22 protein-coding genes are annotated in these 24,862 nt (G+C 63.7%); 2 read left to right on the forward strand and 20 right to left on the reverse strand.

Going from position 1 to position 24,862, the window contains the following annotated elements; translation table 11 throughout:
• Positions 1-82: 82 nt before the first annotated feature.
• Entirely contained in the window at positions 83-889 is an 807-nt protein-coding gene (locus tag SSA02_RS05805; protein ID WP_147093043.1) for an SDR family NAD(P)-dependent oxidoreductase, read from the reverse strand.
• Positions 890-1,030: 141 nt separating this feature from the next.
• On the opposite strand from SSA02_RS05805, the gene SSA02_RS05810 reads away from it, so the two are divergent.
• A complete protein-coding gene (locus SSA02_RS05810; protein ID WP_147093388.1) occupies positions 1,031-2,158 on the forward strand; it encodes a hypothetical protein in 1,128 nt (375 codons plus the stop codon).
• A 74-nt stretch (positions 2,159-2,232) separates the two neighbouring features.
• On the opposite strand, the gene thiL is transcribed toward SSA02_RS05810, so the two are convergent.
• The 3 genes from thiL to nrdR form a co-directional block, all read right to left on the reverse strand.
• A complete protein-coding gene (gene thiL, locus SSA02_RS05815) occupies positions 2,233-3,177 on the reverse strand; it encodes a thiamine-phosphate kinase (RefSeq protein ID WP_246103661.1) in 945 nt (314 codons plus the stop codon).
• Positions 3,178-3,334: 157 nt separating this feature from the next.
• Positions 3,335-3,868, reverse strand: coding sequence for a transcription antitermination factor NusB (gene nusB / locus SSA02_RS05820; RefSeq protein WP_147093046.1), 534 nt, complete (start codon positions 3,866-3,868; stop codon positions 3,335-3,337).
• The gene (gene nrdR, locus SSA02_RS05825; protein ID WP_147093047.1) at positions 3,865-4,377 is read right to left on the reverse strand and encodes a transcriptional regulator NrdR; all 513 of its coding nucleotides are present in this window, start codon (positions 4,375-4,377) and stop codon (positions 3,865-3,867) included. Before nrdR ends, nusB begins: the two co-directional genes overlap by 4 nt.
• Before the next feature lie 84 nt (positions 4,378-4,461).
• Between nrdR and SSA02_RS05830 the strand changes: the two genes are divergently transcribed.
• Entirely contained in the window at positions 4,462-4,941 is a 480-nt protein-coding gene (locus SSA02_RS05830) for a copper chaperone PCu(A)C (RefSeq protein WP_246103689.1), read from the forward strand.
• Between the two features lie 100 nt (positions 4,942-5,041).
• Here the strand turns inward: SSA02_RS05830 and recQ are convergent, their stop codons facing one another.
• From recQ to SSA02_RS05910, 16 genes are all read right to left on the reverse strand, one after another.
• A complete protein-coding gene (gene recQ / locus SSA02_RS05835; RefSeq protein ID WP_246103690.1) occupies positions 5,042-6,823 on the reverse strand; it encodes a DNA helicase RecQ in 1,782 nt (593 codons plus the stop codon).
• A gap of 194 nt (positions 6,824-7,017) precedes the next feature.
• A complete protein-coding gene (locus tag SSA02_RS12705; protein ID WP_186807694.1) occupies positions 7,018-7,413 on the reverse strand; it encodes an OmpA family protein in 396 nt (131 codons plus the stop codon).
• 173 nt (positions 7,414-7,586) lie between these two features.
• Positions 7,587-9,335 (reverse strand): amino acid ABC transporter ATP-binding/permease protein, encoded by a 1,749-nt coding sequence (locus SSA02_RS05845; protein WP_246103662.1) that lies wholly within the window; start codon positions 9,333-9,335, stop codon positions 7,587-7,589.
• The gene (gene cydD / locus SSA02_RS05850) at positions 9,332-11,035 is read right to left on the reverse strand and encodes a thiol reductant ABC exporter subunit CydD (RefSeq protein WP_147093054.1); all 1,704 of its coding nucleotides are present in this window, start codon (positions 11,033-11,035) and stop codon (positions 9,332-9,334) included. Before cydD ends, SSA02_RS05845 begins: the two co-directional genes overlap by 4 nt.
• A 306-nt stretch (positions 11,036-11,341) precedes the next feature.
• Complete coding sequence (locus SSA02_RS05855) at positions 11,342-11,689, reverse strand: hypothetical protein (RefSeq protein ID WP_147093056.1); 348 nt, start codon at positions 11,687-11,689, stop codon at positions 11,342-11,344.
• A 190-nt stretch (positions 11,690-11,879) separates the two neighbouring features.
• Positions 11,880-12,341: a type II toxin-antitoxin system RatA family toxin gene (locus SSA02_RS05860; RefSeq protein WP_147093058.1), complete on the reverse strand. Its 462-nt coding sequence runs from the start codon at positions 12,339-12,341 to the stop codon at positions 11,880-11,882.
• Positions 12,341-13,324 carry a lipoyl synthase gene (gene lipA / locus SSA02_RS05865; protein ID WP_371859194.1) on the reverse strand — a complete coding sequence of 328 codons (984 nt, stop codon included), beginning with the start codon at positions 13,322-13,324 and terminating at the stop codon, positions 12,341-12,343. The genes SSA02_RS05860 and lipA overlap by 1 nt, the downstream gene beginning before the upstream one ends.
• 8 nt (positions 13,325-13,332) lie before the next feature.
• Positions 13,333-14,736: a dihydrolipoyl dehydrogenase gene (lpdA, locus tag SSA02_RS05870; protein WP_147093061.1), complete on the reverse strand. Its 1,404-nt coding sequence runs from the start codon at positions 14,734-14,736 to the stop codon at positions 13,333-13,335.
• A gap of 3 nt (positions 14,737-14,739) precedes the next feature.
• Positions 14,740-16,044 (reverse strand): pyruvate dehydrogenase complex dihydrolipoamide acetyltransferase, encoded by a 1,305-nt coding sequence (locus SSA02_RS05875; protein WP_147093063.1) that lies wholly within the window; start codon positions 16,042-16,044, stop codon positions 14,740-14,742.
• Between the two features lie 12 nt (positions 16,045-16,056).
• Positions 16,057-17,403, reverse strand: a complete 1,347-nt coding sequence (locus tag SSA02_RS05880) for a pyruvate dehydrogenase complex E1 component subunit beta (RefSeq protein WP_147093065.1) — start codon at positions 17,401-17,403, stop codon at positions 16,057-16,059.
• A gap of 3 nt (positions 17,404-17,406) precedes the next feature.
• Positions 17,407-18,426 (reverse strand): pyruvate dehydrogenase (acetyl-transferring) E1 component subunit alpha, encoded by a 1,020-nt coding sequence (pdhA, locus tag SSA02_RS05885; RefSeq protein ID WP_147093067.1) that lies wholly within the window; start codon positions 18,424-18,426, stop codon positions 17,407-17,409.
• A 104-nt stretch (positions 18,427-18,530) separates the two neighbouring features.
• A complete protein-coding gene (trpC, locus tag SSA02_RS05890; protein ID WP_147093069.1) occupies positions 18,531-19,442 on the reverse strand; it encodes an indole-3-glycerol phosphate synthase TrpC in 912 nt (303 codons plus the stop codon).
• Positions 19,439-20,557, reverse strand: coding sequence for an anthranilate phosphoribosyltransferase (gene trpD, locus SSA02_RS05895; protein ID WP_147093071.1), 1,119 nt, complete (start codon positions 20,555-20,557; stop codon positions 19,439-19,441). The genes trpC and trpD overlap by 4 nt, the downstream gene beginning before the upstream one ends.
• Positions 20,558-21,157: an anthranilate synthase component II gene (locus tag SSA02_RS05900; RefSeq protein WP_147093073.1), complete on the reverse strand. Its 600-nt coding sequence runs from the start codon at positions 21,155-21,157 to the stop codon at positions 20,558-20,560. It abuts the gene before it with no gap.
• A gap of 41 nt (positions 21,158-21,198) precedes the next feature.
• Positions 21,199-22,671, reverse strand: coding sequence for an anthranilate synthase component I (gene trpE / locus SSA02_RS05905; protein WP_147093074.1), 1,473 nt, complete (start codon positions 22,669-22,671; stop codon positions 21,199-21,201).
• Positions 22,668-24,593 (reverse strand): peptidylprolyl isomerase, encoded by a 1,926-nt coding sequence (locus tag SSA02_RS05910; protein ID WP_186807695.1) that lies wholly within the window; start codon positions 24,591-24,593, stop codon positions 22,668-22,670. Before SSA02_RS05910 ends, trpE begins: the two co-directional genes overlap by 4 nt.
• Positions 24,594-24,862: the final 269 nt, after the last annotated feature.

Genomic DNA, 24,862 nt, shown 5'->3' on the forward strand with positions numbered 1-24,862 from the left:
CTGCCCGGTTGACTGAACAATCAGGGGCAGAGATCTTGCAGGCAATCACGTCTCCGTCAACAGCTGACGTCACAACTCTATCTCAACGCGCGTTCTGTTTCACGCGCGCCATGCGAAGAAGCCGATGCGCGATCCTGCGTGGCATGAGGGCGGAAACGAATTTGAGCAGAAGGAAAACCGCCGGAAAGACGAGTACGGCCTGCCCGCGCCCTATGGCCCGCGCAATACGACGTGCCGCGTCTTCGGGCGTGACGAGAAAAGGACGGGCCCCGTCGAGACGACGGCTCATGGCGGTATCGATGTAACTCGGCTCGATGAGGGTCACACCCACATCACTCGGCGTCATGGCAGCGTGAAGACATGTCGAAAAACGGGCAAGCCCCGCCTTGGAGCTGCAATAGGCGGTTGCGAAAGGCAGGTCGTGATGCGCGGCCACCGACCCGATCAGGGCGATCCGCCCGCGCCTGCGTCCCGCCATGAATGAAGCGGCCTCGGTCGCGAGCGCGACCGGAATGGCATAATTGACGAGTGCCGCCTCCCATACCGCCTCGACCCGTTCGGTCACGGCGCCCTCGGGCCGGATGTCGGACACACCGGCATTGAGAATGACGAGATCGAGCGGTCTGGCTGCGTCTGCCTCCCCGAGCAGGGAAAGGGCCCTGTCATGATCGGTCAGGCCGAAGGCCCTGACCGAGGTCGTGGCCCCCTTCGCCTCGCACAGGGATGCCGTACGGGCGAGACGATCCTCATTGCGGCCCCACAGGGTGATGTGAATACCGGGAGCGGCATAGTGACAGGCGAGCGCGCTCCCCAACCCGCCGGATGCGCCGGTCACAAGAACATGACCCGGGACAAACTCGTGCTTTGCAAATCGTTCAGGACGTGACATTCAACGCGCTTTCGTCGATGAAAACGGCAAGCCCGCGTCACAACACGGGGTTGCAGCGGGCCAACCGATACAGAAGAGTGAACCTTGCCGGAAGCAGAAGACCCCCGCCAGAGCGATACCGGACTGATTGTCCGACCCGTGATGTCCCGTAAAGATCTGAAACGCTTCATCAGACTTCCCCGCACGCTCTATTCCGGCCGCGACGGCTACGTTCCCGCACTCGATATGGAGCAGACGGATCTTCTCGATCCGAAGCGCAGCCCCATCTTCCGCCATGCATCCGTGCGCTATTTCATGGCCTGGCGCGGCGATGTTCCCGTGGGGCGGATTTCCGCGGTCGTCGATGGCAAGGCCCTCGAGGCCTGGAACGAAAAGATCGGCTGGTTCGGTGCGCTCGATGCCCTCCCGGAGGAAGAGATCGTGCGCGCGCTGGTCGATACGGCCCGTATCTGGCTGCGGGACCAGGGCATGGAGCGCATGCGGGGACCGGTGACCCTGGGGTATCACGGGGAATCGGGCCTCATGGTCAGCGGCCAGACGGAGCCGCCAATGATCGGAACGCCCTGGCATCCGCCTGAACTGCATGCCATCGTCGCGCGCGTCGGTCTGGAAAAATCGCAGGATCTCCTGACATTCCGGCTGGACCTGACGGCAGATCTGGACGCTCGCCATATCGTACCCGGCGCGCTCGTACCCGGCACGGGGAAGCTGGGCGACGTCACCGTGTCGCATCTCTCCAAAAAGGAAATCACCGCTCAGGGAGAGGTTCTGAGGACCCTCTATAATGACGGCTGGTCCGGCACGTATAATTTCGTCCCGCTTCAGTCCTATGAAATGACCGCCCTCATCGGGCAGCTCAAGCCGGTTCTGCGCCCCGAACATTACGTTCAGATCAATCGCGGAGACGTGCCCGCGGCGATGGCACTGGTCGTCCCCAATATCTACGATATCGCGGGCGATCTCGGCGGGGCGCCCTCACCCCTGGGCTGGGCGAAACTCGGGACACGGCTGCTCGGGCATCGCTTCCACTCGGCACGCGTCATTCTGCTGGGCGTATCCCATACGGTGCGCGGCACCATTCTGGGCGCTCTGATGCCCTCTCTGGCGATTGCGGAGCTCATCAGCAGACGCAAATCCCTGCCCTATGAATTCGTCGAGCTGGGCTGGATACTCGAAACCAACACCGCCATGCTCAATCTGGTGAAGCGCCTCGCGCCAGAGCCCAACAAGGTGCATCGGATGTACGAAATGGCCATCCCCCCTCTCTGATTTGGTCTTCCGCGCTGTCTGATCTCCCCCCCCGGGGGAGCAAGGGAGCCGTCTGACGGCTCCCGGCGCGAACATCAGAAATGCTGCCAGCCTTTCCGGTCGAGCGTCATCGCCTTGCCCGAAGGGTCGCGCACCACCACGCCACGCCCTTCACGGACCGTACCGATACGCGTCACGGGTATCCCGGTCTCCGCAGCGGCCTCCATGATCCGGACCTCGCAATCGGGCGATGCGGTAAACAGGAGTTCGTAATCGTCTCCGCCGGTCAGGCAGAGCGACTGCCAGCGCTCGCCTGCTGCCAAGGCCTGGGGAGAACGCGGTACCGCCTGCGCCTCGATCTCGAGACAGAGGCCGTTCTCGCTTGCGATATGTCCGGCATCCTGAACGAGACCATCGGAGATATCCATGGCGGCGCTGGCGAAACGGGCGAGAGGGAAACCGACTCTCGGGCGGGGGAGCCTGTAACGCCCTGCAAGGAAACCATCCGGATCGGGAAGATTATCGAGAAGCGCCTGCAGGCCGAGCGCGGCGTCACCGATCGTACCGGTCACCCAGACCGCATCGCCGCACCGGGCACCGATCCGGCCGATGGCCGCGCCCTTTTCCACCTCGCCAAGGATCGTGAGGCTGAGAACGAGCGGCCCGCGCGTCCCTGTCGTGTCCCCACCGAGGAGCGTAACGCCGTACTGCGCCTGATCCTGTGCAAGCCCCATACTGAAGCTCGCAAACCACTGATCGTCGAAGCCGGAAGGCCGGCTGACATTGAGCAGATAGCCGCGCGGAACCGCGCCCATGGCGGCACAATCGGAGAGACTCACTCGCAGGAGTTTCTGACTTACGGTCTCGGCCGGATCGCCGGGAAGGAAATGCACCGCCTCCACCAGCGTATCGGTCGAAAGAACGAGTTCCCTGCCCTCTGCCAGAGCCAGCACCGCTGCATCGTCGCGCAGCCCGCGCGCGCCCTCTCCTGCCAGCGGTCTGAAAAACCGCTCGATGAAATCGAATTCGCCGCCGCTCATCTTTCTGTCAGTCTCTCGATGCATCCCCCGACACGCGTCATCGGGCGTCTCTGAGGACACCTATCCGCGTGCCTTTCCGGGTGCCGCTCCGGGTGCCTCACGAGGCGCCTTTCCGGGCGCCTCGCTGCCGATATCGGGACAGGTATCGATACCGGTTTCAGTATGGGCCATCCCCTTCGGCGCGGTCGACTTCTCCCGGCGGCATCTTGCCCGAGACGGGTTCGCCGGAGCCGGACCTGTTCAGGGCATCGAGCACGCCATTGACGAGCTTCGCCTCGTCTCCGGAAAAAAAACCGTGCGCTACATCCAGATACTCGTTGATCACCACGCGCGCGGGCACATCCTCACCCAGCTCCCACGCTCCGGCACGCAGGAGCGCACGCAGGACCGGGTCCAGACGGGAAAGCGGCCAGCTCGCCGGCAGGGCTTCGGAAAGCATCGCGTCGATACGATCCTGGGCGAGCGTGGCTCCCTTGACGATGAGACCGAAGAGCCGGAAATCGGCATCCGGCACATGGCCGTCCTCGAAGCCCTGATCCTTGCCCGTACCGAGGCGATGACGCTGGAACTGGCTGATCACGGTCTCCGCATTTTCCCCGCCCTGCTCGCACTGGAACAGAGCCTGAACGGCAGCGACGCGTGCGACGGTGCGCGAACGCTTCGCCTGAGGCTGGGAGGGGGTTTCGGTCATGATGAGCTGTCCTTGTCTTCCTGTCGCGACGATACCCCGGAAAAGGCGCGCTCCTCTTCCTCGGGACGCATATCCGTCAGAAGCTTCGAGAACGCCTCCACTTCACGGAAGTCACGATATACGCTTGCAAAGCGCACATAAGCGACACCATCGATGCTGCGCAATGCGTCCATTGCCAATTCGCCGATACGGGACGAAGAAATTTCCGCCTCCCCCGATGCCTCGAGCTGGCGAACCAGCCCGTTGACGATCCGTTCCTGACGTTCCTCCTCGACCGGACGCTTGCGCAGGGCGATCCGGATCGAGCGCGCCAGCTTGTCGCGATCGAAGGGCACACGGCGACCGTCCATCTTCGTCACGGTGAGTTCCCGGAGCTGGACCCGCTCTATGGTCGTGAAACGCTGCGCGCATCCGCCGCAAACACGGCGACGACGGATCGCGGCGCCATCATCCGTTGAACGACTATCCTTGACCTGCGTATCTGCATGACCGCAGAACGGACAATTCATGACTGAGTCTCCCTGTATGGGCAGATGATGAGGCCGGCCCACCCGCCCGGGCCGGGGGCAGAAAGGAGCCTATCGTTGAAGAGAGTGCAAGCCATTCTGGCGCTGTCCCTTGCAGTTTGCGTGGCAGCTCCGTTCGCCGCTGCGTCACAGGCATTCGCCCAGACGACCGATGCAGACATACCCGGGCAGAAAAACGCGAGCCACGATATCACGATCGACGGATGGATGCGGCGATCGAAACATATCCACGGTCTCGCGGCCGCCTATTTCACGATCAGGAACACGAGCAGCGAACCGCATCTGATCTCGGGGGTGAGTTCTACCGACTGCACCGATATCGATGCCTATCACAGCGAACAGGAGATGAACGAGCGTACCGCGAGTCTCTTTTCGCATTTCACCATACCGGGCAACATGACGATGGTGTTTCCCGAAGGCGGGTATCATCTGATCTGCAAGGATTTCCCGGACTCGGTGAAACCCGGCGATTCCGTGCCGATCACCTTCAGCTTTCTCGGCGGCTCCAGGAAGACAGTGACGTTCAAGCTCCGGGACAGGTCCTGAGGAAGGCGGGTCCGGACCGGCTCGGGCCGGGATCGGCGCAGCAAGCCGGGACGGTTCCGGGGCGGAGGCCGATCTGCCCGCGATATTTCCCGGGGATGCCTCAGCAGGCGCGAAGAATGGCAATCACCGCCTGACCGTAGCGGTCCCGCTTCGAGGTCCCGACTCCCTTGATATGAGAAAGCGCTTCCATGTCGCGGGGATCGCTCTGGGCGATCTCCGCGAGAGTCGCATCGTGGAAAATGACATAAGGCGGGATCTCCTGCTCCCGCGCCTCGTCGCGCCGCCATTGTCGCAAGGCGTCGAAGCGTTCGCGCGAGGCTGCATCGAGCATGTCGGCCGGCGTCCGGGCCGAGGAGACGCGTCCGCTTTCCCTCGTCGGGGCGAGCGGATCCGAGCGGAGTTCGAGACGGGTCTCCCCGCGCAGGATCGGACGTGCGACGGGCACGTCGAGACCGAGCGTGTTATGCTCTCCGCTCATGCGAATGGCACCCCGGGCGATGAGCTGGCGGATGACGCCTCGCCACCATTGTTCCGGACGATCCTTCCCCACACCGAAGACCGTCAGATGCTGATGGGCGTGCCGTTCGACCGCCTCGGTCAGCTTCCCGCGCAGAACGGAGGTGAGATGAACCGCTCCGAATCGCTGGCCCGTGCGATAGATGGCCGAGAGAACCTTCTGCGCCGCTTCCGTCCCGTCGAAGGTCTCGACCGGGCTGCGGCAATTATCGCAATGGCCGCATTTCCCCTCGAGCGCTTCCCCGAAGCATGCAAGCAGCGCCTGCGTCCGGCATCCGACCGTTTCCGTCAATGCGATCATGCTCTCCAGACGCGCCTGCATCACGCGCTTCTCGCTCTCCGGCGCGCTGGATTGTTCCAGCCAGTACCGGGCGCGCGCCATATCCTCGCCGCCATAGAGCAGGAGCGTCTCGGCGGGTTCGCCGTCGCGTCCGGCACGTCCGATCTGCTGGTAATAGGCTTCGGGTGACGCAGGCATATCGAGATGGACCACGCAGCGGACGTCGGGGCGATCGATCCCCATCCCGAAAGCGACCGTCGCCACGATCACCATCGGTTCCCCGCTCCTGAAGCGCATGAGAGTCGCGTGTTTCTCCTGCGAGGACAGTCCTGCATGGAAAGGAAGGGCGTTGTACCCCCGCTCCCTGAGGCTTTTTGCCATACGCTCGGTACGGTTCCGGCTGCCGCAATAGACGATCGCGGCATCGTCGCGATGAGCCGCGAGCGCGTCCTGGACCTGACGCGTCTCGGAACCTTTGGGCGCAGCCGCGAGAAAGAGATTGGGTCTGTGAAAGCTCGACGTCAGACGACGCGCCTGCTCCATGCCGAGCGCCTGGAGGATGTCGTCCTGCGTGCGTGAATCGGCAGTGGCCGTGAGCGCGATGCGCGGTACGTCCGGAAAGATGGCAGGAAGATCGGCAAGGGCGCGATATTCGGGGCGGAATTCATGCCCCCAAGCGGACACGCAATGCGCCTCGTCGATCGCCAGCACCGAAACCCGGTTCCGGGCGAGCCATCTTGCCGTTCCCGGAGAGACCAGCCGCTCGGGGGATATGTAGAGCAGATCGACCCGCCCTGCCCGCAGATCGGCCCGTATCTCGTCCAGACGCTCTTCCGGCAGCTCGGAGTGAAGCGCAGCCGCGTTGATCCCGAGCTGCCTCAGGGCCGCGACCTGATCGTCCATCAATGCGATCAGGGGCGAGATGACAATTCCCATACCCGGACGACACAGGGCGGGCACCTGATAGCACAGACTCTTGCCGCCACCGGTGGGCATGATCACCAGAACGTCCTCGCCCCGGATAACCGAATCGATGACCTCTTTCTGCTGCCCGCGGAAACAGGAAAAGCCGAAAACCCGGCTCAGAACCGCATCGGGGCTTTCATCCCCCTGATGCGGTGCCGCCGGGCTTCCACTTCCGGAAACTTCGTTCCCGGAATGCGCAGCTACCGGATCCGCGCTCACCGGATCCACGCGCGCCGAAAGAGCCTCTCCGGACGTCCCGGTCGGGGTTCCGGCTACGCGCTCCGCGGGATCGGCTTCGATGTGGTCAGGCTCGCTCAGGGGACGTCCGGATCGACTTCGATCGTCACCACACGCGAGGCGACTGCGGCATCCTGATTATTTGCGGGCGGGAGCGCGATCTGGGTGATCTGCGCCTCGCCGACACCGGCCTGATGCAATGCGGATGCCACGATTTTCGCGCGCTCGACAGCGAGAAGTTCGTCCGCCGAGAGATTACCATGGGCACCCGCATGGCCGATCACCTCGACCGTCTTCGCATGCGTATCCCGGGCATCCCTGGCGGCCTTGTCGACGATCCCCTGGGCCGTGGCGGAAAGCGTGGTCGAAGCCGGCTCGAAGAAAACGGGATAGCGGTCCCGATCCGGACCGCCGGAGCAGGATGCCAGTCCCGCGAAGGCACTGACAGACAACATCACAGTCAGACGACGCATCTTTTCTTCCTTTTCGAATCGCCGTGACAGCCACGGTGCCTCGCTGAAGTCACTGCCGTGCGCCATGCCTTCCGTCAAGGATAACGGATCGGACCCCGGGGCAAGACCTCGGGCAAGACCCCGGGCAAGACCCCGGGCAACGCATCGTGTCGGAGGCACCCGGAGTCCTGCGATCACAGGGGGAGCGGCACCGTCCGTCCGGCTTCCAGCCTCCATGCACGATCGAGCTTCTCCGCTCCCGTCAGGCGATGCGCGATAAGAATGACCGTACGCCCCCTCATCACGCGGTTGAGCGTATGCAGGAAGGCACGCTCGGTTGCGGAATCCAGACCGGTTGCCGGTTCATCGAGCAGCATCACAGGCGCATCGAGAAGCAATGTCCGTGCGAGCGCGATACGACGCCCCTGCCCGCCCGACAGACGGGTCCCGCCTTCGCCTACCCAGCTATCCAGCCCATCGGGCAGTTCCTGCACGACCTCCGCGATCTCGGCCTGCTCGAGCACATCCCATAGCCGGTCCTCGGCGATATTCCCGCGTCCCAGCGTCAGATTGTTCCGGATGGTATCGGCAAAAAGATGCGTCGTCTGGGACAGCCATCCGATGCGCCCGCGCAGCTGCGCGGTGTCGAGCGTACGTATATCGTGCCCACCGAAAGAGATCTCGCCCGATTCCGGCTGCGCGACCTTGAGCAACAGGGCCGCAAGGCTCGATTTCCCGACGCCGGAAGGACCGATCAGGGCCACATGATCGCCCGCATGGATGGTCAGGTCCAGCCGGTCGAGAACGGGAGGTCGCGCAATCGCCATGCGATCGGCACCCTCGACCATGTCCTCGCCCGGAACAGGATCGGGAGCCGCCCAGCGGAAGGTGACGTCATTGAAAACGATGTCGCCGGTTTCGGGCGGGCGGCACTGTCCTTCACCGCTCTCATCCATCCGTTCCCCGCTGGTTTCCGTGATACGCCGGGCGGCGAGGCCGACCTGTCCCGCAAGGACACCCGTTCGCGCCAGGGCAGAGACGCCCTCGAACACGGTGCCGGTCAGGAAGACCAGTCCCACGCCCGAAAGCAAAGGAAGGTTGAGCCCGCCCAGCCCCGCCATCGCCAGAAGCAGGATCACCAGCGCCGTCTGACCGCAGAGATAGGAGAGTGCTCCGGAAACGGCCATGGCGCGATTCCGTTGAAGCTGCGCCTCGTGCAGTCTCGTCTCGTCCTCGATGATGCGACCGGCGAGACGAAGTTCGCCGGAAAACGCCCGAGCCTCGCGCAATCCGGTGGCGAGATCCAATGCTGCAACGCGCAGCGCGGATTCCGCATGAAGGACAGTGTGACTGAGGCCGCTCGAACGCAGCGCCGAGAGAAGCGGCAGCAGGCAGGCTGCCGCGAGAAAGAGCCCCCCCAGAGCCAGACCCAGCCGCCAGTCGGCCAGCCCGGCCACGATCACGAGCACTGGCAGGGAAATGAGCGCAGCGAGAAACGGCACAGCGATACGCAGATACAGATTGTCGAGCAGTTCGACATCGCCGACGAGACGGTTCAGCAGATCGCCCGCGCGACGGAATCCGAGCCCGGCAGCCGCTCCCTGCGCGAGACGCCGGAAGAACCAGACGCGCAAGGCGGCGAGCGCGCGAAACATCGCGTCATGGGCGAAGAGACGCTCCGCGTATCGCAAGACGATCCGGGCGCCACCGAAAACACGCAGAAGCCCGAAACTCGTGCCCGCGCCGAGAGCCAGCGCCGAGACACTTGCCCCCGCATTCCACATGAGTGCAAAGCCGCTGAGAAGCGCGAGCGCCGAGAGCAGCAGGCCGAAGCCGAGCCGGCCGTAATAGGGGCGCCAGACCGTCACGATCATGCGCAGGGCTTCAAGCGTTCTGTGCACCCGGTCGGGTTCCGTGCGCGTGGGGCTATGTTCGCTCATCATGGATGACCTCCCGTAACGGCGCCGTGCGAGAGCGACAGGGTCTGGGTGCCGAGCGCGCGCATGGCGGGGGAATGCGAACTCAGCACCACGGTACGCCCCTCTGCGAGACAGGCGAGCGATTCGATGATGTCCCGCTCGGTATCGGGATCGAGATGCGCCGTCGGCTCATCCAGAAGCAGGAGAGGCGCATCCTTGAGAAAGGCGCGCGCGATGGCGACACGCTGCGCCTGCCCTCCCGAAAGGCCGAAGCCTCCCTCGCCAATCTCGGTATCCAGCCCCTTGGGCAGGAGCGGCAGGAAGCTGTCGATCGCAGCGGCGCGCACCGCCGCATCGAGCGCTTCGTCATCCGCATCGGGCCGCGCGAAAAGCAGGTTTTCGCGGAGCGTTCCGGCAAAAAGAACCGGTCTCTGGCCGATCCAGGCCAGATATCGTGCGATCTCCCGGCCACGCATGGCCCGGGTATCGCGCCCGTTGAAGAGGATCCGCCCCGATACAGGGTGGATGAACCCGAGGAGCAGTTCGATGAGCGTCGATTTTCCCGCCCCGGAGGCGCCATCCACGACGAGAATGTCGCCAGGAGCAACCGTGAAATCGAGCGCTTCGAAAACGAACGGAAGATCCTCGCGCCACCGGTAGCTTATCGCGTCTCCCTCGACGGTCACCGGTCCGATTGCCTCAGCCATCCCGGCTCCGTCGACGATGCCTTCATCTCCGCCATGCTCGAGCGCATGCATCGCCTCCGCTGCACCTGCGGCATGGGCGCGATCCTGATAGGCGAGCGCCAGACCGCGCAGAGGTGCGAAGAATTCGGGCACCAGAAGAAGCGCGAAAAGGGTCGCCGTGAAATCGGGCGTGGCATGGACCGAAATCCCGCTCGTCTCATGACGATGGAGAAAATGACCCTGGGTGAGCACGATCAGGATGATCGCAACGACCATCGCGATATCGATGGCGGCAGAGGAGAGAAACGCAACGCGGAGAATCTTCATCGTCCGGCGACGCAGCTCGTCCGCCGCCCGGGAAAGCGCCTCAGCCTCGCGCCCATCGGCATTGGCGAGCACGATCGTCGCGATACCGCGTATCCGGTCGAGAAAGCGCGATTGCAGTCGCACCATGGCGAGAAACTGGTTACGGGAAGCGAGCGCCGCCCCGATCCCGAAGACGGCCTGGGCTACGGGAACGAGAGCGCCGCACACAGCAAGGATCAGGGCCGCACGGGGATTGAACCAGAAAATGGCGGCGAGACTCAGACAGGGCAGCAGGACCCAGCTCATGGAGGCCGGTAGCCAGCGCGCGAAATAGCCGTCGAGAACCTCGATCCGGTCGACGAGAAGGGCCGCGATCTCCCCGGAATGCTGGCGACGCAACAAGGCGGGGCCGATACCGATGACGGAATCGAGCACCGAGCGCCTCAGCCGCGCGCGCGCGCGTATCCCGGCGCGTGCAGCCGCCTGCTCCTGCACGATCATGCATCCGGCACGAAAGAGAGAGAGCACGGCGAAAATACCGATCGGGGAAAGCGAGGGCGCTGCGCGATCCCGCGCGACCCGGTCGATGATCGCGGCCAGACACCAGGCCTGACCGATTGCAAGGATCGTGCCGACACATGCAAGGAGGACGGCTGGTAGAGCCGCGCGCTTCGCGGGGCCGGATTGCTGTCTGACCCAGTTCCGTACCAGTTTTTTATCTACAGCGCTCATGACCCGGCCATATAGGCAGATTGCCCCCCCGGTGGTAGTCTTGCCGCGTCAAGATTGCAGAACATTTAAAGCCCGGGAGACGGCGCCCTTCCGCCTGTTTCTGCGGCGCGCCATCGATCACCGCTGAAAATCAAAGCATTTTTCCGATCGCTGCCCGAAGCGCACCTGTTTCTGTGAAAGGATAAAGCGATAAGGGCGTGAGAAGCCCTGCGCTCGCTCTATGCTCCCGGAATCAGAAAAGCGGCCCGGAGGCCGCTTTTCCCTGATACGATTCCGGGCGCAGTTACTGCGGTAGTCCCGACCGGATCACTGATTGGCGGGAGGCTGCGGCGCCGCTGCCGGCATGGAGGAGGACGGCATCTTCCCCTGGCCTTCCATCGGCATCGGTGCCGGGCTCGGCATGGTGGGGTTGGCGTTCGGGGCAGCCATCGGCGCCGTGGCCGGGACCGGCGTCTGTGCCTGCTGCAGGCTCCGCGCATTCAGATCCTCGGTCGAAGGCGAACCCTTGTCGCCCTTCTGGTGCATCATGCCCTTCTTGTGCATGCCGCTCATCGCGCCATGATGGCCCTTGTGATGGGTGTGGGCAGCGAAAGCCGGGCTGGAGACGGCGAAGGTAGCGGCGATCAGGGTCGCGCCGAGTGCGGAAAACTTCATCTTGGGTCCTTTCCAGTGTCGCGCATTCCATGACGATCCCCTGTCCATCGCCCGACCAACGCTTCAGCGATGCAGGGATATCGAGGGAAAGCCCGATGCTCGAGCTGAAAACGTAACGTCCGCGTTGCGGTTCCCCGTAAAAGGAACGAGATGGACAGAACAGGCCATCCCTTTCCAGCGGCGACGCCGTTCAGTCCCGGCGGATGGCGCCCGGTTCGGAAGACACGCCATAGGTGTCGCGCGCACGCTTGATGAATGCCGACACCATCAGACGTACGCCCTCATTGAACACGACCCCGATGGCATTCTGCAGAAGACGCGAACGGAACTCGAAATCGACGAAGAAATCGACCAGACAGCCACGCGGATCCGGCGTGAAGGTCCACACATTGTTGAGATATCTGAACGGCCCCTTCTCGTAGCGCACACGAATGCGCGACGGCCGATCCAGTGCGACACGGCTTGTGAAGGTTTCGCGGAAAGGGCCGAATCCCACCGTGAGATCGGCGATGAGCTCCTGCTCGGTGCGGGACTTCACGTTTGCCTTGACGCACCACGGGAGAAACTGCGGATAGGCCCCCACATCGGCAACGAGATCGAAAAGCTGTTCAGGACTATATGCGATCAGCCGTTGTTCGGCGTGGGTGGGCATTATCGTGTCTCCGGCCGGGGCAAACTCTGTCCCAGCTTGTTCTGACGGGCTTCGCGCAACGCTGCGAAATCGGAGTCCGCATGATAGGAAGATCGTGTCAATGGACTGGCACTGACCTGCAGGAACCCTTTCGCCCTTGCCATGCTCGCGAATTCGTCGAACTCGGCAGGCGGGACGAACCGGTCCACCTTCGCATGTTTGGGCGTGGGCTGCAGATACTGACCGAGCGTAATGAAATCCACATCGGCGATACGGAAATCGTCCATGACCTGCGCGACCTCCATCCTCTCCTCCCCGAGGCCGAGCATCAGCCCCGATTTGGTGAAGATCGAAGGATCCTGCCTTTTGACATCGTCAAGAAGCCTCAGGGACTGGAAATACCGCGCACCCGGCCTGATGGAGGGATAGAGGCGCGGTACCGTTTCGATATTGTGATTGAAGACGTCGGGCCGGGCCTCCACCACGACGGGAAGCGCGCCGGGCTTGCGCAGGAAATCCGGCGTGAGGATCTCGATCGTCGTGGAAGGCGATGCCTCCCTGATCCGGGCGATCGTCCGGGCGAAATGCCGTGCGCCGCCATCTGCCAGATCGTCGCGATCGACCGAGGTGATCACGACATGACGCAAGCCGAGCGTTGCCACCGCCTCGGCCACGCGATGCGGTTCATCCTCATCGAGCGCGTGCGGCATGCCTGTCGTGACATTGCAGAACGAGCAGGCCCGGGTGCAGATCTCGCCCATGATCATCATGGTCGCATGGCGCTGGGACCAGCATTCGCCGATATTCGGGCATGCCGCCTCCTCGCAGACCGTCACCAGACGGTTGTCGCGCATCAATTTGCGCGTCTCCTGATAGATCGGGCTGTTCGGCGCCTTTACCCGGATCCAGTCCGGCTTGCGCTGGACTGGATTATCGGGCCGATTGGCCTTTTCGGGGTGGCGGAGCGCGCTCTGCTTCCGATGATCTATGGTGATGCGCTGCATGGTCATGACTAGAAGTGGAGTGCCCCGCCCCAGGCTGCAAGAACCGATTCATGCATCGTTTCCGAGATGGTCGGATGCGGAAAGACCGTCTCCTTCAGCTCGGCCTCGGTCAGTTCAGACGTACGCGCGATCACATACCCCTGGATCATCTCCGTCACTTCGGCCCCGATCATGTGAGCCCCGAGCAATTCGCCTGTTTCGGCGTCGAAAATGGTCTTGGTCAGGCCATCCGGCTCGCCCATCGCGAGCGCCTTGCCATTTGCGAGAAACGGGAAACGCCCGATCCTGAGCTTGCGCCCCGTCGCCTTGGCCTTTTCCTCGGTCAGACCGACGGAGGCGACCTGGGGACGGCTATAGGTGCAGCCCGGTATGTTCAGAGGGTGAAGCGGCTCGGGGTCGAGTCCTGCGATCTTCTCGACGCAGATCACGCCTTCATGACTGGCCTTGTGCGCAAGCCAGGGGGCGCCTGCCACGTCGCCGATAGCCCAGAGACCCGGCTCGTCGGTGCGGCAGAACGAATCGACGACGATATGGGTCCGGTCGATCTGGACCTTCGTCTGTTCGAGACCGAGATCCTCCACGTTCCCGACGATGCCGACCGCGAGAATCACCTTGTCGACCACGAGATCGGTGGTGCCCGACGCTGTGGTGATCCGGGTGGATACAGTGCCATCCTTCCTGTCGAGCGGGCCGACCTTCGCGCCGGTCAGCACCTTGATGCCCTGTTTCTCGAAGGCCTTCTGCGCAAGGCCGCTGATTTCAGCGTCCTCGGCGATCATGATCCGGTCGGCCACCTCGGCGATGGTCACTTCCGCGCCCATGTTGCGATAGAACGAGGCGAACTCCACCCCGATCGCACCGGAGCCGATGACCAGAAGACGCTTCGGCAGTGCCTTGGGCACCATCGCCTCGCGATAGGTCCAGACCAGGTCGCCATCGGGCTCCAGCCCCGGAAAATGGCGCGCGCGCGCACCCGTGGCCAGAATGACATCGGGAGCTGCGATGCGTCCCGTTTCCTTGCCATCCTTGCTGATGGCGACGACATGCGCCTTGCCGTCGCGACCGGCCAGCTTCGCACGACCGTCGAACACCCTGACTTTCGCTTTTTTCAGCAAGCCCGCCACGCCGCGGGAGAGCTGGCGCGAGACGGCGCGTGAACGCGCCACGACCTTCTCGATGTCGAAGCTTACCTTCTCCGCACTGAAGCCGAATTCAGCGAGGTTGTGGAGCTGATGATTGAGCTCGGACGCGCGCAGCAGCGCCTTGGTCGGAATACAGCCCCAGTTGAGGCAGATACCGCCCAGATGGGTGCTTTCCACAACCGCGACATTCTTGCCGAGCTGGGCGGCGCGCAGGGCAGCGACATACCCGCCCGGACCGCCACCCACGACGATCAGATCGAACTTGTCCATGGGTCAGATCACCAGTGAATAGGGGTTTTGAACGATATCGCGCAGCGCATTCAGCCATTTCGCTCCGAGTGCCCCATCGACGGCGCGATGATCGACAGAGAGCGTGGCCGTCATGACGGTCGCGATGGCGAGCTGGTCGCCACGCACGACGGCGCGCTTCTCGCCCGCTGCGATCGCGAGGATCCCGGCCTGGGGGGGATTGATGATGGCCGAGAACTCGCGCACGCCGAACATGCCCATATTCGAGATCGAGAAGGTGCCGCCCTGGAACTCCTCGGGCTTGAGCTTGCCGTCACGCGCACGCCTGGCCAGATCGCGCGCCTCGGCGCTGATCTCGCGCAGGGATTTGCGATCGGCCTGGCGGATGATCGGCGTGATCAGCCCATCGGGGATCGAAACCGCCATCGAGATATCGATCTCGGGGAAATGCAGCGTCTCCGCCTCGGTGTACTGGACATTCAGGCCCGGGCAGTCGCGCAGGGCGAGCGCCACGGCCTTGATCATCATGTCGTTGACCGAGATCTTGAACTGACCGTCCCCCTCGCCCGGCGAAGCTGCATTGAGCCTGGAACGCAGCGCCAGCAGCGCATCGAGCTCGATATCGACCGATACGTAGAAATGCGGGACGTTCTGCTTGGACTCGCTCAGGCGGCGCGCGATGACCTTGCGCATCGAGGAATTCGGCACGCGCCTCGCTTCCGCTGGCGCTGCACCCGGGACGGGAGCGCCCCTGGGGGCGGGAGCGGCTTCCGGTGCGACCGGCTTCGCATTCTCGACGTCACGACGCAGGATACGCCCGTTCGGGCCGGTTCCCTCGAGGGTCGCAAGGTCGATACCCTTCTGCGACGCGATGCGGCGCGCGAGAGGCGATGCGAAAACGCGCTTGCCTGCAGGCGCAGCCTGAGAAGGCGAAGCGGTCTGGCCCGAGGCAGTCTGGCTTGAAGCAGTCCGGGCAGGAGCAATTCGATTGGAAGCGTCTTGATCGGAAGCGTTCCGGGCGGCGGTCTGCGGTGCCGGCTCGGCCTTCTTCGCGGGCGCTGCCTCGACAGCATCCGGCACGTCCTCGCCCTCATCGACCAGAATGGCGATGGGTGCATTGACCTTCACCCCCTCGCTGCCTTCTGGAACGACGATACGACCGAGAATGCCTTCATCGACGGCCTCGACTTCCATCGTGGCCTTGTCCGTCTCGATCTCGGCAATCAGATCGCCCGATCTGACCGTGTCGCCTTCCTTCTTCAGCCAGCGCGAGAGCGTTCCCTCGGTCATGGTCGGAGAAAGAGCGGGCATCAGGATATTGGTAGCCATGGTCGCAGCCCCTCAGAACAGTTTGCAAACCGCGTCCACCACCCAGTCAGGCTGCGGAAGCGCATGTTTTTCGAGATTGGCGGCGTAAGGCAGCGGAATATCGAGCCCGCAGACGCGCGCAGGCGGTGCATCGAGATAATCGAAAGCCTGCTCGCAGGCGATCGTGCAGATCTCGGCCCCGATACCGGCCACGGGCCAGCCTTCCTCGACCGAGACGATACGGCTCGTCTTCTTCACGCTGTTGACGATGGTCTCGGTGTCGAGCGGGCGGATGGTGCGCAGATTGATCACCTCCGCCTCGATCCCCTGCTCTGCCAGTTTCGCAGCCGCCTCGAGCGCCACACCGACCATGATCGAGAACGCCACCAGCGTGACGTCCTTGCCCTCACGCTCGATCTTCGCCTTGCCGATGGGCAGGATGAAATCCTCATCCACAGGGCACGGGAATTTCTGTCCGTAGAGAATCTCGTTTTCGAGCACGATTACCGGATTCGGATCGCGGATGGCGGAACGAAGCAGCCCCTTCGCATCTTCGGACGACCAGGGTGCGACCACCTTAAGGCCGGGCACATGGGCATACCAGCTGGCATAGCACTGCGAATGCTGTGCGCCCACGCGAGCCGCTGCGCCGTTGGGGCCACGGAACACGATGGGACAGCCCATCTGTCCGCCCGACATATAAAGCGTCTTGGCTGCCGAATTGATGATATGGTCGATCGCCTGCATGGCGAAATTCATCGTCATGAATTCCACGATCGGCTTGAGGCCCGTCAGCGCGGCGCCCACGGCCATGCCGGTGAAGCCATGCTCGGTGATCGGCGTGTCGATGACGCGTTTCTCGCCGAACTCGTCCAGCAATCCCTGACTTATCTTGTAAGCGCCCTGGTACTGGGCGACCTCCTCACCCATGAGGAACACGTCCTCGTCGCGGCGCAGCTCAGCTGCCATGGCATCGCGAAGGGCCTCACGCACGGTGATGACCGACGTCTCGCCCCATTCGCGATCCGGCGTTGCCACCATGTCCTGCGGCTTCACGGGCGCGGTCTGCTCTACGGCGGTCTGTGCCGCTGGCGTCTGTGCGGGTGCAGGACCGCTCTCCAGCGCCGAGATATCCTCACCTTCTTCCGAGATGATGGCGATCTGGGTATTCACGGCGACGTTTTCCGTGCCCTCCGGAACCAGGATTTTCGCAAGGATACCGCTATCGACGGCTTCGACTTCCATCGTGGCCTTGTCGGTCTCGATCTCGGCGATGACGTCGCCGGAACTGATCTTGTCGCCTGCCTTGCGCGTCCATTTCGAGAGCGTGCCTTCGGTCATGGTAGGCGAGAGAGCCGGCATGAGAACAGGAGCGGCCATAACTTACGCCTCCACCAGAATATCGGTCCAGAGTTCGGAAAGATCGGGCTCGGGGCTGTTCTGCGCGAACTCGGCAGCGTCGTTGACGATCTGCTTCACCTCGGCATCGATTTCCTTGAAAATATCCTCGCCGGTTCCCTTCTCGACGAGGAGACGGTGAAGCGCCTCGATCGGGTCGCGCGTGCGCCGCATTTCCTCGACCTCGGACCGGTCGCGGTAACGCGCGGGGTCGGACATCGAGTGACCGCGATAACGATAGGTTTCCATCTCGAGCAGGAACGGCCCCTTGCCCGCCCGGCAATGCGCGACGGCTTCCTTTGCGGCCTCATGCACGGCGAAGAGATCCATACCGTCCACCTTGCGGCCCGGAATATGCCAGGGCTCGCCGATACGGGAGAGATCCTTGGCCGCGCTGGCGCGCTCGACGCTCGTGCCCATGCCGTAGCGGTTGTTCTCGATCACATAGATGCAGGGCAGTTTGTGCAGGGATGCGAGATTGAAGCTCTCATAGACCTGCCCCTGCTGGGCCGCACCTTCTCCGAAATAGGCGACACCCACTTCGTCCGTGCCGCGATACTTGTTCGCAAAGGCGAGCCCGGTGCCGATGGCCACCTGGGCGCCGACGATTCCATGACCGCCATAGAAATTCTTCTCGCGCGAGAACATGTGCATGGAGCCACCCTTGCCATGCGAATAACCGTCCTTGCGTCCGGTCAGTTCCGCCATGACGCCGCGCGGGCTCATGCCCATCATGAGCATATGGGCGTGGTCGCGATAGGATGTCACGATCTTGTCGCCAGGCTTCATCGCGAGCGACATGCCGACGATGACCGCTTCCTGACCGATATAGAGATGGCAGAATCCGCCGATCAGTCCCATGCCGTAAAGCTGCCCGGCCTTCTCCTCGAAGCGGCGCAGGAGCAGCATGTCGCGATATGCTGTGCGAACGGTTTCCAGTGGCAGGATCGGTCCGTTGTGATCCGCGAGCGGCTGGGCCGCTCCCTTTTTGGCTGAGCCGGACATGCTGGGTATCTCCTGAGCCTGACTTTGCGCCACGCGCAACTTACGGACCGGTATTTACCAGTCCGGTTGCGCAAGTCCACAACCCGGGCTGTTAATTCTGTGCGTTACAACGTGCCGAGCAGGCGTCGGGCCGCCAGACCGGGATCGTCCTCGCGCAGCAGGCTCTCGCCGACGAGAACGCCGCTCGCCCCCACCTCGCCGACCCTCAGGACATCATCTTGCGTTCTGATGCCGCTTTCCGAAACAAGTATGCGATCAGGGGGCACGAGAGGTGCCAGATCCATCGTCGTCTGCAGATCGGTGGTCAGGGTTCTGAGATTGCGGTTGTTGATTCCGATGAGCGAGGTGTCGAGCGCGAGCGCCCTGTTCAGTTCGGATTCGTCATGAACCTCGCACAGGACATCCAGATCAAGTCCTCGTGCGAGCCCGATCAGCTCCGCCGCCTCGGAATCGGAAATCGCGGAGAGAATGAGCAGGATGCAATCGGCACCGATCAGGCGGCTCTCATGCACCTGCCAGGGCTCGAGGATGAAATCCTTGCGCAGGATCGGAAGGGCGCACGCATCCTTGACCGCCTTGAGATCGTCGATGGAGCCGTGGAAACAGGCGCTCTCGGTCAGGATGGAAAGACAGATCGCGCCGGCGGCCTCATAGGATTTCGCGATTCCCACCGGGTCGTAATCGGGGCGGAGGATTCCGGCCGAAGGCGACGCCTTCTTGATTTCCGCGATCAGCCCGACCCGCCTGTCGGCGGCCATCTGCTTGAGCGCCTGACCGAAACCCCGCGTCGGAACGCTGACCTCGCGGGCGCGCGCCGTGATCTCCTTGAGCGGCATGATCTGCGAACGCTGTTCGACATCGATGCGCGTCCTCGCGCAGATACGTGCCAGAACATCGGGCATCTCGCCTGTCTGGACCGGGACCGATGCCGTATCCTGAACGACGGTTCCCGGCACCTGTACATCCGGATAACCGGAGGGTGTATCGTGGGCCGGACCGGACGAAGTTTCAGTCATGGGAGTCCTGCTATCTGGATCATGCGTGGAGAGGATACCGCTTCATCGCCCCGGATATCGGCGTCCTGCGCCCTCGCCAAGGCGGAACGGGCAAGGCCGCTATCGATGGCCTGCGCGGCCGTGGCGACGTTCCGACGCAGAAGGTCGGATGAGACGGTATCGTTTTCAAGGATGGAAGCCCGCCCTGCAACATGCAGGGCGACGGCTGTATTGAGCAAAACGGTATCGCGATAGGCGCCGGCCTGCCCCGAGAGCATCTCGATCAGGCGCGCCGCATTGTATCCGGGATCGCCCCCGGCGAGCGCCGCAATCGGACGCCGTGAAAATCCCGCCATCTCGGGCGTGAGAACGAGGTCCAGAAACCTGTCTCCCTCCCAGGCCCTCATGCGCGACGGGCCGGCGAGCGTGATCTCGTCGCTGCCCCCACGATCGGTCTCTCCGTGCACGGCCCAGATGCATCGCCCCCCGAGAGCGGCAAGCGTCTGTGCCACCGGCTCGAGCCAGCGCGCTTCGTACACGCCGATCATCTGGCGTCGCACACAGGCCGGATTGCACAGGGGACCGACAAGATTGAAAATGGTCCGGAAACCGAGCGCCCCCCTGACGGGCGCGGCATGGCGCATCGCCGGGTGATGAACGGGCGCGGAGAGAAAGGCGAGATTATCCTCGTTCAGCCGCCGTGCCTGCTGCGCGAGGTCTTCGCTCGGGGCGATGCCGAGCGCCATGAGCGTATCGGTCGCACCGCTGCGGGAGGACAGCGCCCGGTTGCCGTGCTTGGCAACGGGTACGCCGAGCCCGGCGAGCACGAAGGCGACGGCTGTGGAGACATTGAGGGTGCCCAGACCGTCACCGCCCGTGCCGCACACATCCATGGCGTTCTCGGGCACGGAAGGAAGCGTCGTCATGACCTGACGCACGGCACGAACCGCGCCGCTCAGCTCCTCCACCGTTTCGCCGCGCAGATGGAATGCCATGAGGATGGCCGCGAGCTGCTCGGGAGGCGCGGCCCCGCGCATGACGATGGAAAAGAGCCGCTCCGTCTCTTCCGCAGTCAGGGTCTGGGCATTGGCGAGTCGGCCCAGAACCTGCCGGAGGCTTCCGCTTTGCGTGTCCATTCAGGCGGCTTGCCGTTCGGGTGCCGTGCCGCGAACGATCGAGAGGAAATTGGCCAGAAGGCGTCCCCCGTCTTCCGAGGCGATGCTCTCCGGATGGAACTGGACACCATGCACCGGCAGATCGCGATGTCGCACGCCCATGATGACGCCGTCCTGCGCGCGGGCATTGACGACCAGACACGCCGGGACACTCTCCGGCGCCAGGGTCAGGCTGTGATATCGCGTCGCCCGGGTCGGGTCGGGCAATCCCGCGAAAACGCCGCTGCCGTCATGGGCGATGGCATCGACCTTTCCATGCATGGGAACCGGCGCGCGAACCACCTTCGCCCCGAAGACCTGACCGATCGCCTGATGGCCCAGACAGACGCCAAGCACCGGAATGCCACGGGATGCGGCCTCTGCGATGAGTGGGCAGCATAACCCGGCCTCATCCGGCGCACGCGGACCGGGAGAGATCACGATGGCCTCGGGCGCGAGGGCGAGCGCGTCCTCGACGCTCAGGGCGTCGTTGCGCCGCACCTCGCAGCGCTCGCCCAGCATTCCGAAATGATGGACGAGGTTGAAGGTGAAGCTGTCATAGTTGTCGATCAGCAGTATCATGGCATCAAAATGGCGCGCTCTTCCCTGAAAATCAATTTCCGTTACGTTGCTATCGCGCAAGCAGCCTGTTTCACAGCAAGCTCTGCGGCGCGGAATATGGCGCGGGACTTGTGCCGCGTCTCCATTTCTTCCGCCTCCGGGTCGCTATCCGCGACGACGCCGCACCCGGCCTGCACATGCATCTGACCGTCATGCAGGATGGCCATCCGCAGGCCGATACAGGTATCCATATCTCCATCCGCACCGAAATAGCCGATACATCCGGCATAAGGTCCCCTGCGGGTTGCCTCCAGCTCGTCGATGATCTCCATCGCCCGGATCTTGGGCGCCCCCGTCAGCGTGCCTGCCGGGAAGGCCGCTTCCAGCGCATCGATCGCGTCGCATTCGGGACGGATCGCACCGTGAACGGTCGAAGAGATATGCATGACATGGCTGTAGCGTTCGATCACGAAGGATGCGGGAACCGAGACGCTCCCCATACGCGAAACCCGACCCACATCGTTGCGACCCAGATCGATCAGCATCAGATGCTCGGCGCGCTCCTTCTGATCGGCCAGCAGCTCGCGCTCGAGCCTCAGATCGTCGTCGCGATCCGCCCCACGCGGGCGCGTTCCCGCAAGGGGGCGCACCGTGACGACGCCCTCTCGCAGCCGCACGAGAATCTCGGGAGACGACCCGACGAGCGAGAAGCCATCGAGCTCGACGAGAAACAGGAACGGTGCCGGATTGACCCGCCGGAGAGAACGGTACAGCGCCAGGGACGGCAGAGGAAATCCGGTCGAGAACCGCTGGCTGGGCACGATCTGGAACGCATCTCCCGCCGCGATGTAATCCTGCGCGACACGCACCTTCGCCCTGAAGGCTTCGGCCTCCACGGTCGAACGCGGCGGCGCGAGTGTCGTCCCCGCCGGCAATGTATCGGCGGGATCGGGAGCGACAGTGGCAAGCGCCATCCGCGCACGCCCGAGCAGACTCTCGGCCTCCTCGCGGCTCATGCCGCCTTCCCGCAGGGGCACGGCGAGATAAAGCTCGTCGCGCACCGAGTCGAAAACGGCGAAGAGGCCGGGGCGCATCATCACCCCGTCCGGGAGTCCGAGATCGTCCGGAGGCGCTTCCGGCAGGACCTCCATATGACGCACCATGTCATAGCCGAGATAGCCGAAAACTCCGCCGATCATGGTGGGCAGCCCCTCGGGCAGTTCGGCACGGCTCTCCTCGACGAGTTTCCTCAGCGATACGAGCGGGGCATCCCCGACGGGACAGAATGCCGATCCGGCCTCGAGCGGCGCATGATCGATCTCGACCCTGCCCTGCGTGCAGCGCCAGACCAGATCGGGCAGAAGGGCGATCACGGAATAACGTCCCCGCGTCGCCCCCCCCTCGACGCTTTCGAAAAGCAGCCTGTAGGGCCGCCCCGTCGCGGATTCGGGCACGAGGGACGAAAGTTTCATATAGGCGGCGACGGGGGTGAGCAGATCCGCTGCCTCGACCGACCAGACGAACCCGGTCGTCATTGCGCCGCCTCGCCGTTTTCCGCTCCGAGCACCCGTTTGATGACCGCAAGATTGGGCTTGGGCTTGATCTCGTTCTCCAGGCTGCGGACGACCATGATGGGGATATCGGCGTGATAGCTATCGACGAGCTGGCTGCGCATCATGTCATTCAGGGATTTCGTCGCTTCGGGTGGCGGCATGCGCGTTCCGGTCACGGTGAACACATAATAGTCGTCGCCATGCGTCACCATCGCCGTCTTGCCCTTGCCCGTCGAGAAGATCTCACCCAGCAGCTCGGAGGGGAGCCCCGCAGTCTGGACGCGGGAGACGGCAAGACCTGTCTGGAGCAAAGCTGCATCCTGCGTCCCAGCGACCGACGGCCCCAGACCGTGCGCAGCGCGTGCGGCGCGCATGAGCGCGGTCGCGCGGATTTCGGCCATGCGATCCTGCTGCGCCTTTCTCCAGTCATGCGCCACCTGCTCGCGCACCTCGTCATAGGGCTTGACGTGGCCGGGCTCGATCGCATCGACGAGAACCGCGAAGGCGCTGCCCTCCGGACCGTTGACGAGGCTCGGCGCCTCGTCCTTCCCCTGGGAGAAGATACGGGCGATCAGGGCCTTGCGAAGTGCCTCGTCACCCGGAAGAGGTGCGACCTCGCCATCTTTCGTCAGACCCTGGGCATCGAGCGAGCCCTGGGCGGGAACGGCACCGATATCGCTCGGGATCTGCTCGAGATCGCGACTGCCTGCAATGGCATCCTGCAATTTGGCGACGCGCGCGGCGAGCAGTTGCGGCGCCTGGAGTTTTGCGGCTTCGTCCCTGATTTCCGCCTTGGCGTGGTCGAAATCGGTCTTGTGAGGCGGCTTGACCGACGTCACGCGAAAGACCACCCACCCTGTCTCGGTCCGGATCGGCCCTTCGATCTTGCCGGGCTGTGCCGCGAAAGCCGCCCTGGCCAGTTCCGGGCTCGGGATCGAATCGGCACGGGCATCGGGAAATGCGACCGAGGCCGCCTCGGGATCGCGCTTCTGGATCGCATCCCACGCGCCGTTTTCCTGCCAGTCGCGAAGCAGGGCTTCGGCCTTGCCTTTATCCGCGACCGTCAGCGCCTCGATGCTGCGCGTCTCGGGAACGTCGTATTTGCGAATCTCGAGGTCGTAGTAGCGGCGCAGATCCTCATCGGCGAAGGTCAGGGTGCGCGCGATGGTCCCGGCCGTGAGAACGACCGCCTTGGCGTGACGATATTCCGTCGTGCGGTAGAGCCAGGGGTGCGTGTCGTAGAAGCGTCGCAGCTGGCTCTCCTCAGCCGGGGCCGGAACCTGCATGGCCGTCGCATCGAGGCGGATCAGATCGATTACATGCTCCTGCGCATCGAAACCCGTGAGACGGTCGAGCATGGCGTTCGGCACGTTCATCGTGTTCCCCAACCCCTCGAGGAGATTGCGTGTCGCGATATCGTCACGGACCTTGGAAAGAAGATCGCGCTCGCTCATCCCGATCTGGGCGAGCTTGCGATTCATGACCGCACGATCGAACCGACCATCGGTGCCATGGAAGAAAGGCATGGCGAATACGGTCTGGCGCACCAGCGCATCGGGGATTTTCATCCCGTTACGATCGGCAAGCGCCAGGATTTCCGCCTGGGCGAGCAGCCGCTGGAGAACCTGCTGCCCCGCCTGCTGCCGGGTTTCTGCCGGGAGCTGCGTCGGGCTCTGGAAACCGGACTGGCGCGCGAGCTGCATGAGCTGGCTGCGCAGGGCGACATCGAGATCCTGGGCCGTCACGTCGCGCGTTCCGACCTTGATCGCGATATTGGCCTGGTTGCCGCTATAGCTGCCCACCATGTCGCCCACGCCCCAGCCGACAAAGGCAAGGAAGATGAGGAGCGCGATGATGCGCCCAACCCAGGAATCGACGACGAGATGACGTAAGGCGGTGATCATACGCGGTGCAGGTCCAGAACAGGCCAGGGTTGGAAAAGAGGGAACCATAGTGCCGGACGCCCGGATTGACCAGACGGCGCCCCGGAACAGGACCCCGCAACAGAGAACGGGAATGCGGAGCGGGCGCGCATGACGCCTTGCGCGGATCGGCACCCCCTCCTTCCTGAAGCGGTCGCCTCCCCCCCCTGAAGCGGTCGCCCCCGGGCCGGAATGTCCGGATGATCGCTTGAGCGCGCGGATATCCCCGCCGGAACCGGATGAAGATCCGC

Source organism: Swaminathania salitolerans (genome assembly GCF_007988945.1).
In the GTDB taxonomy this organism is placed as follows: domain Bacteria; phylum Pseudomonadota; class Alphaproteobacteria; order Acetobacterales; family Acetobacteraceae; genus Swaminathania; species Swaminathania salitolerans.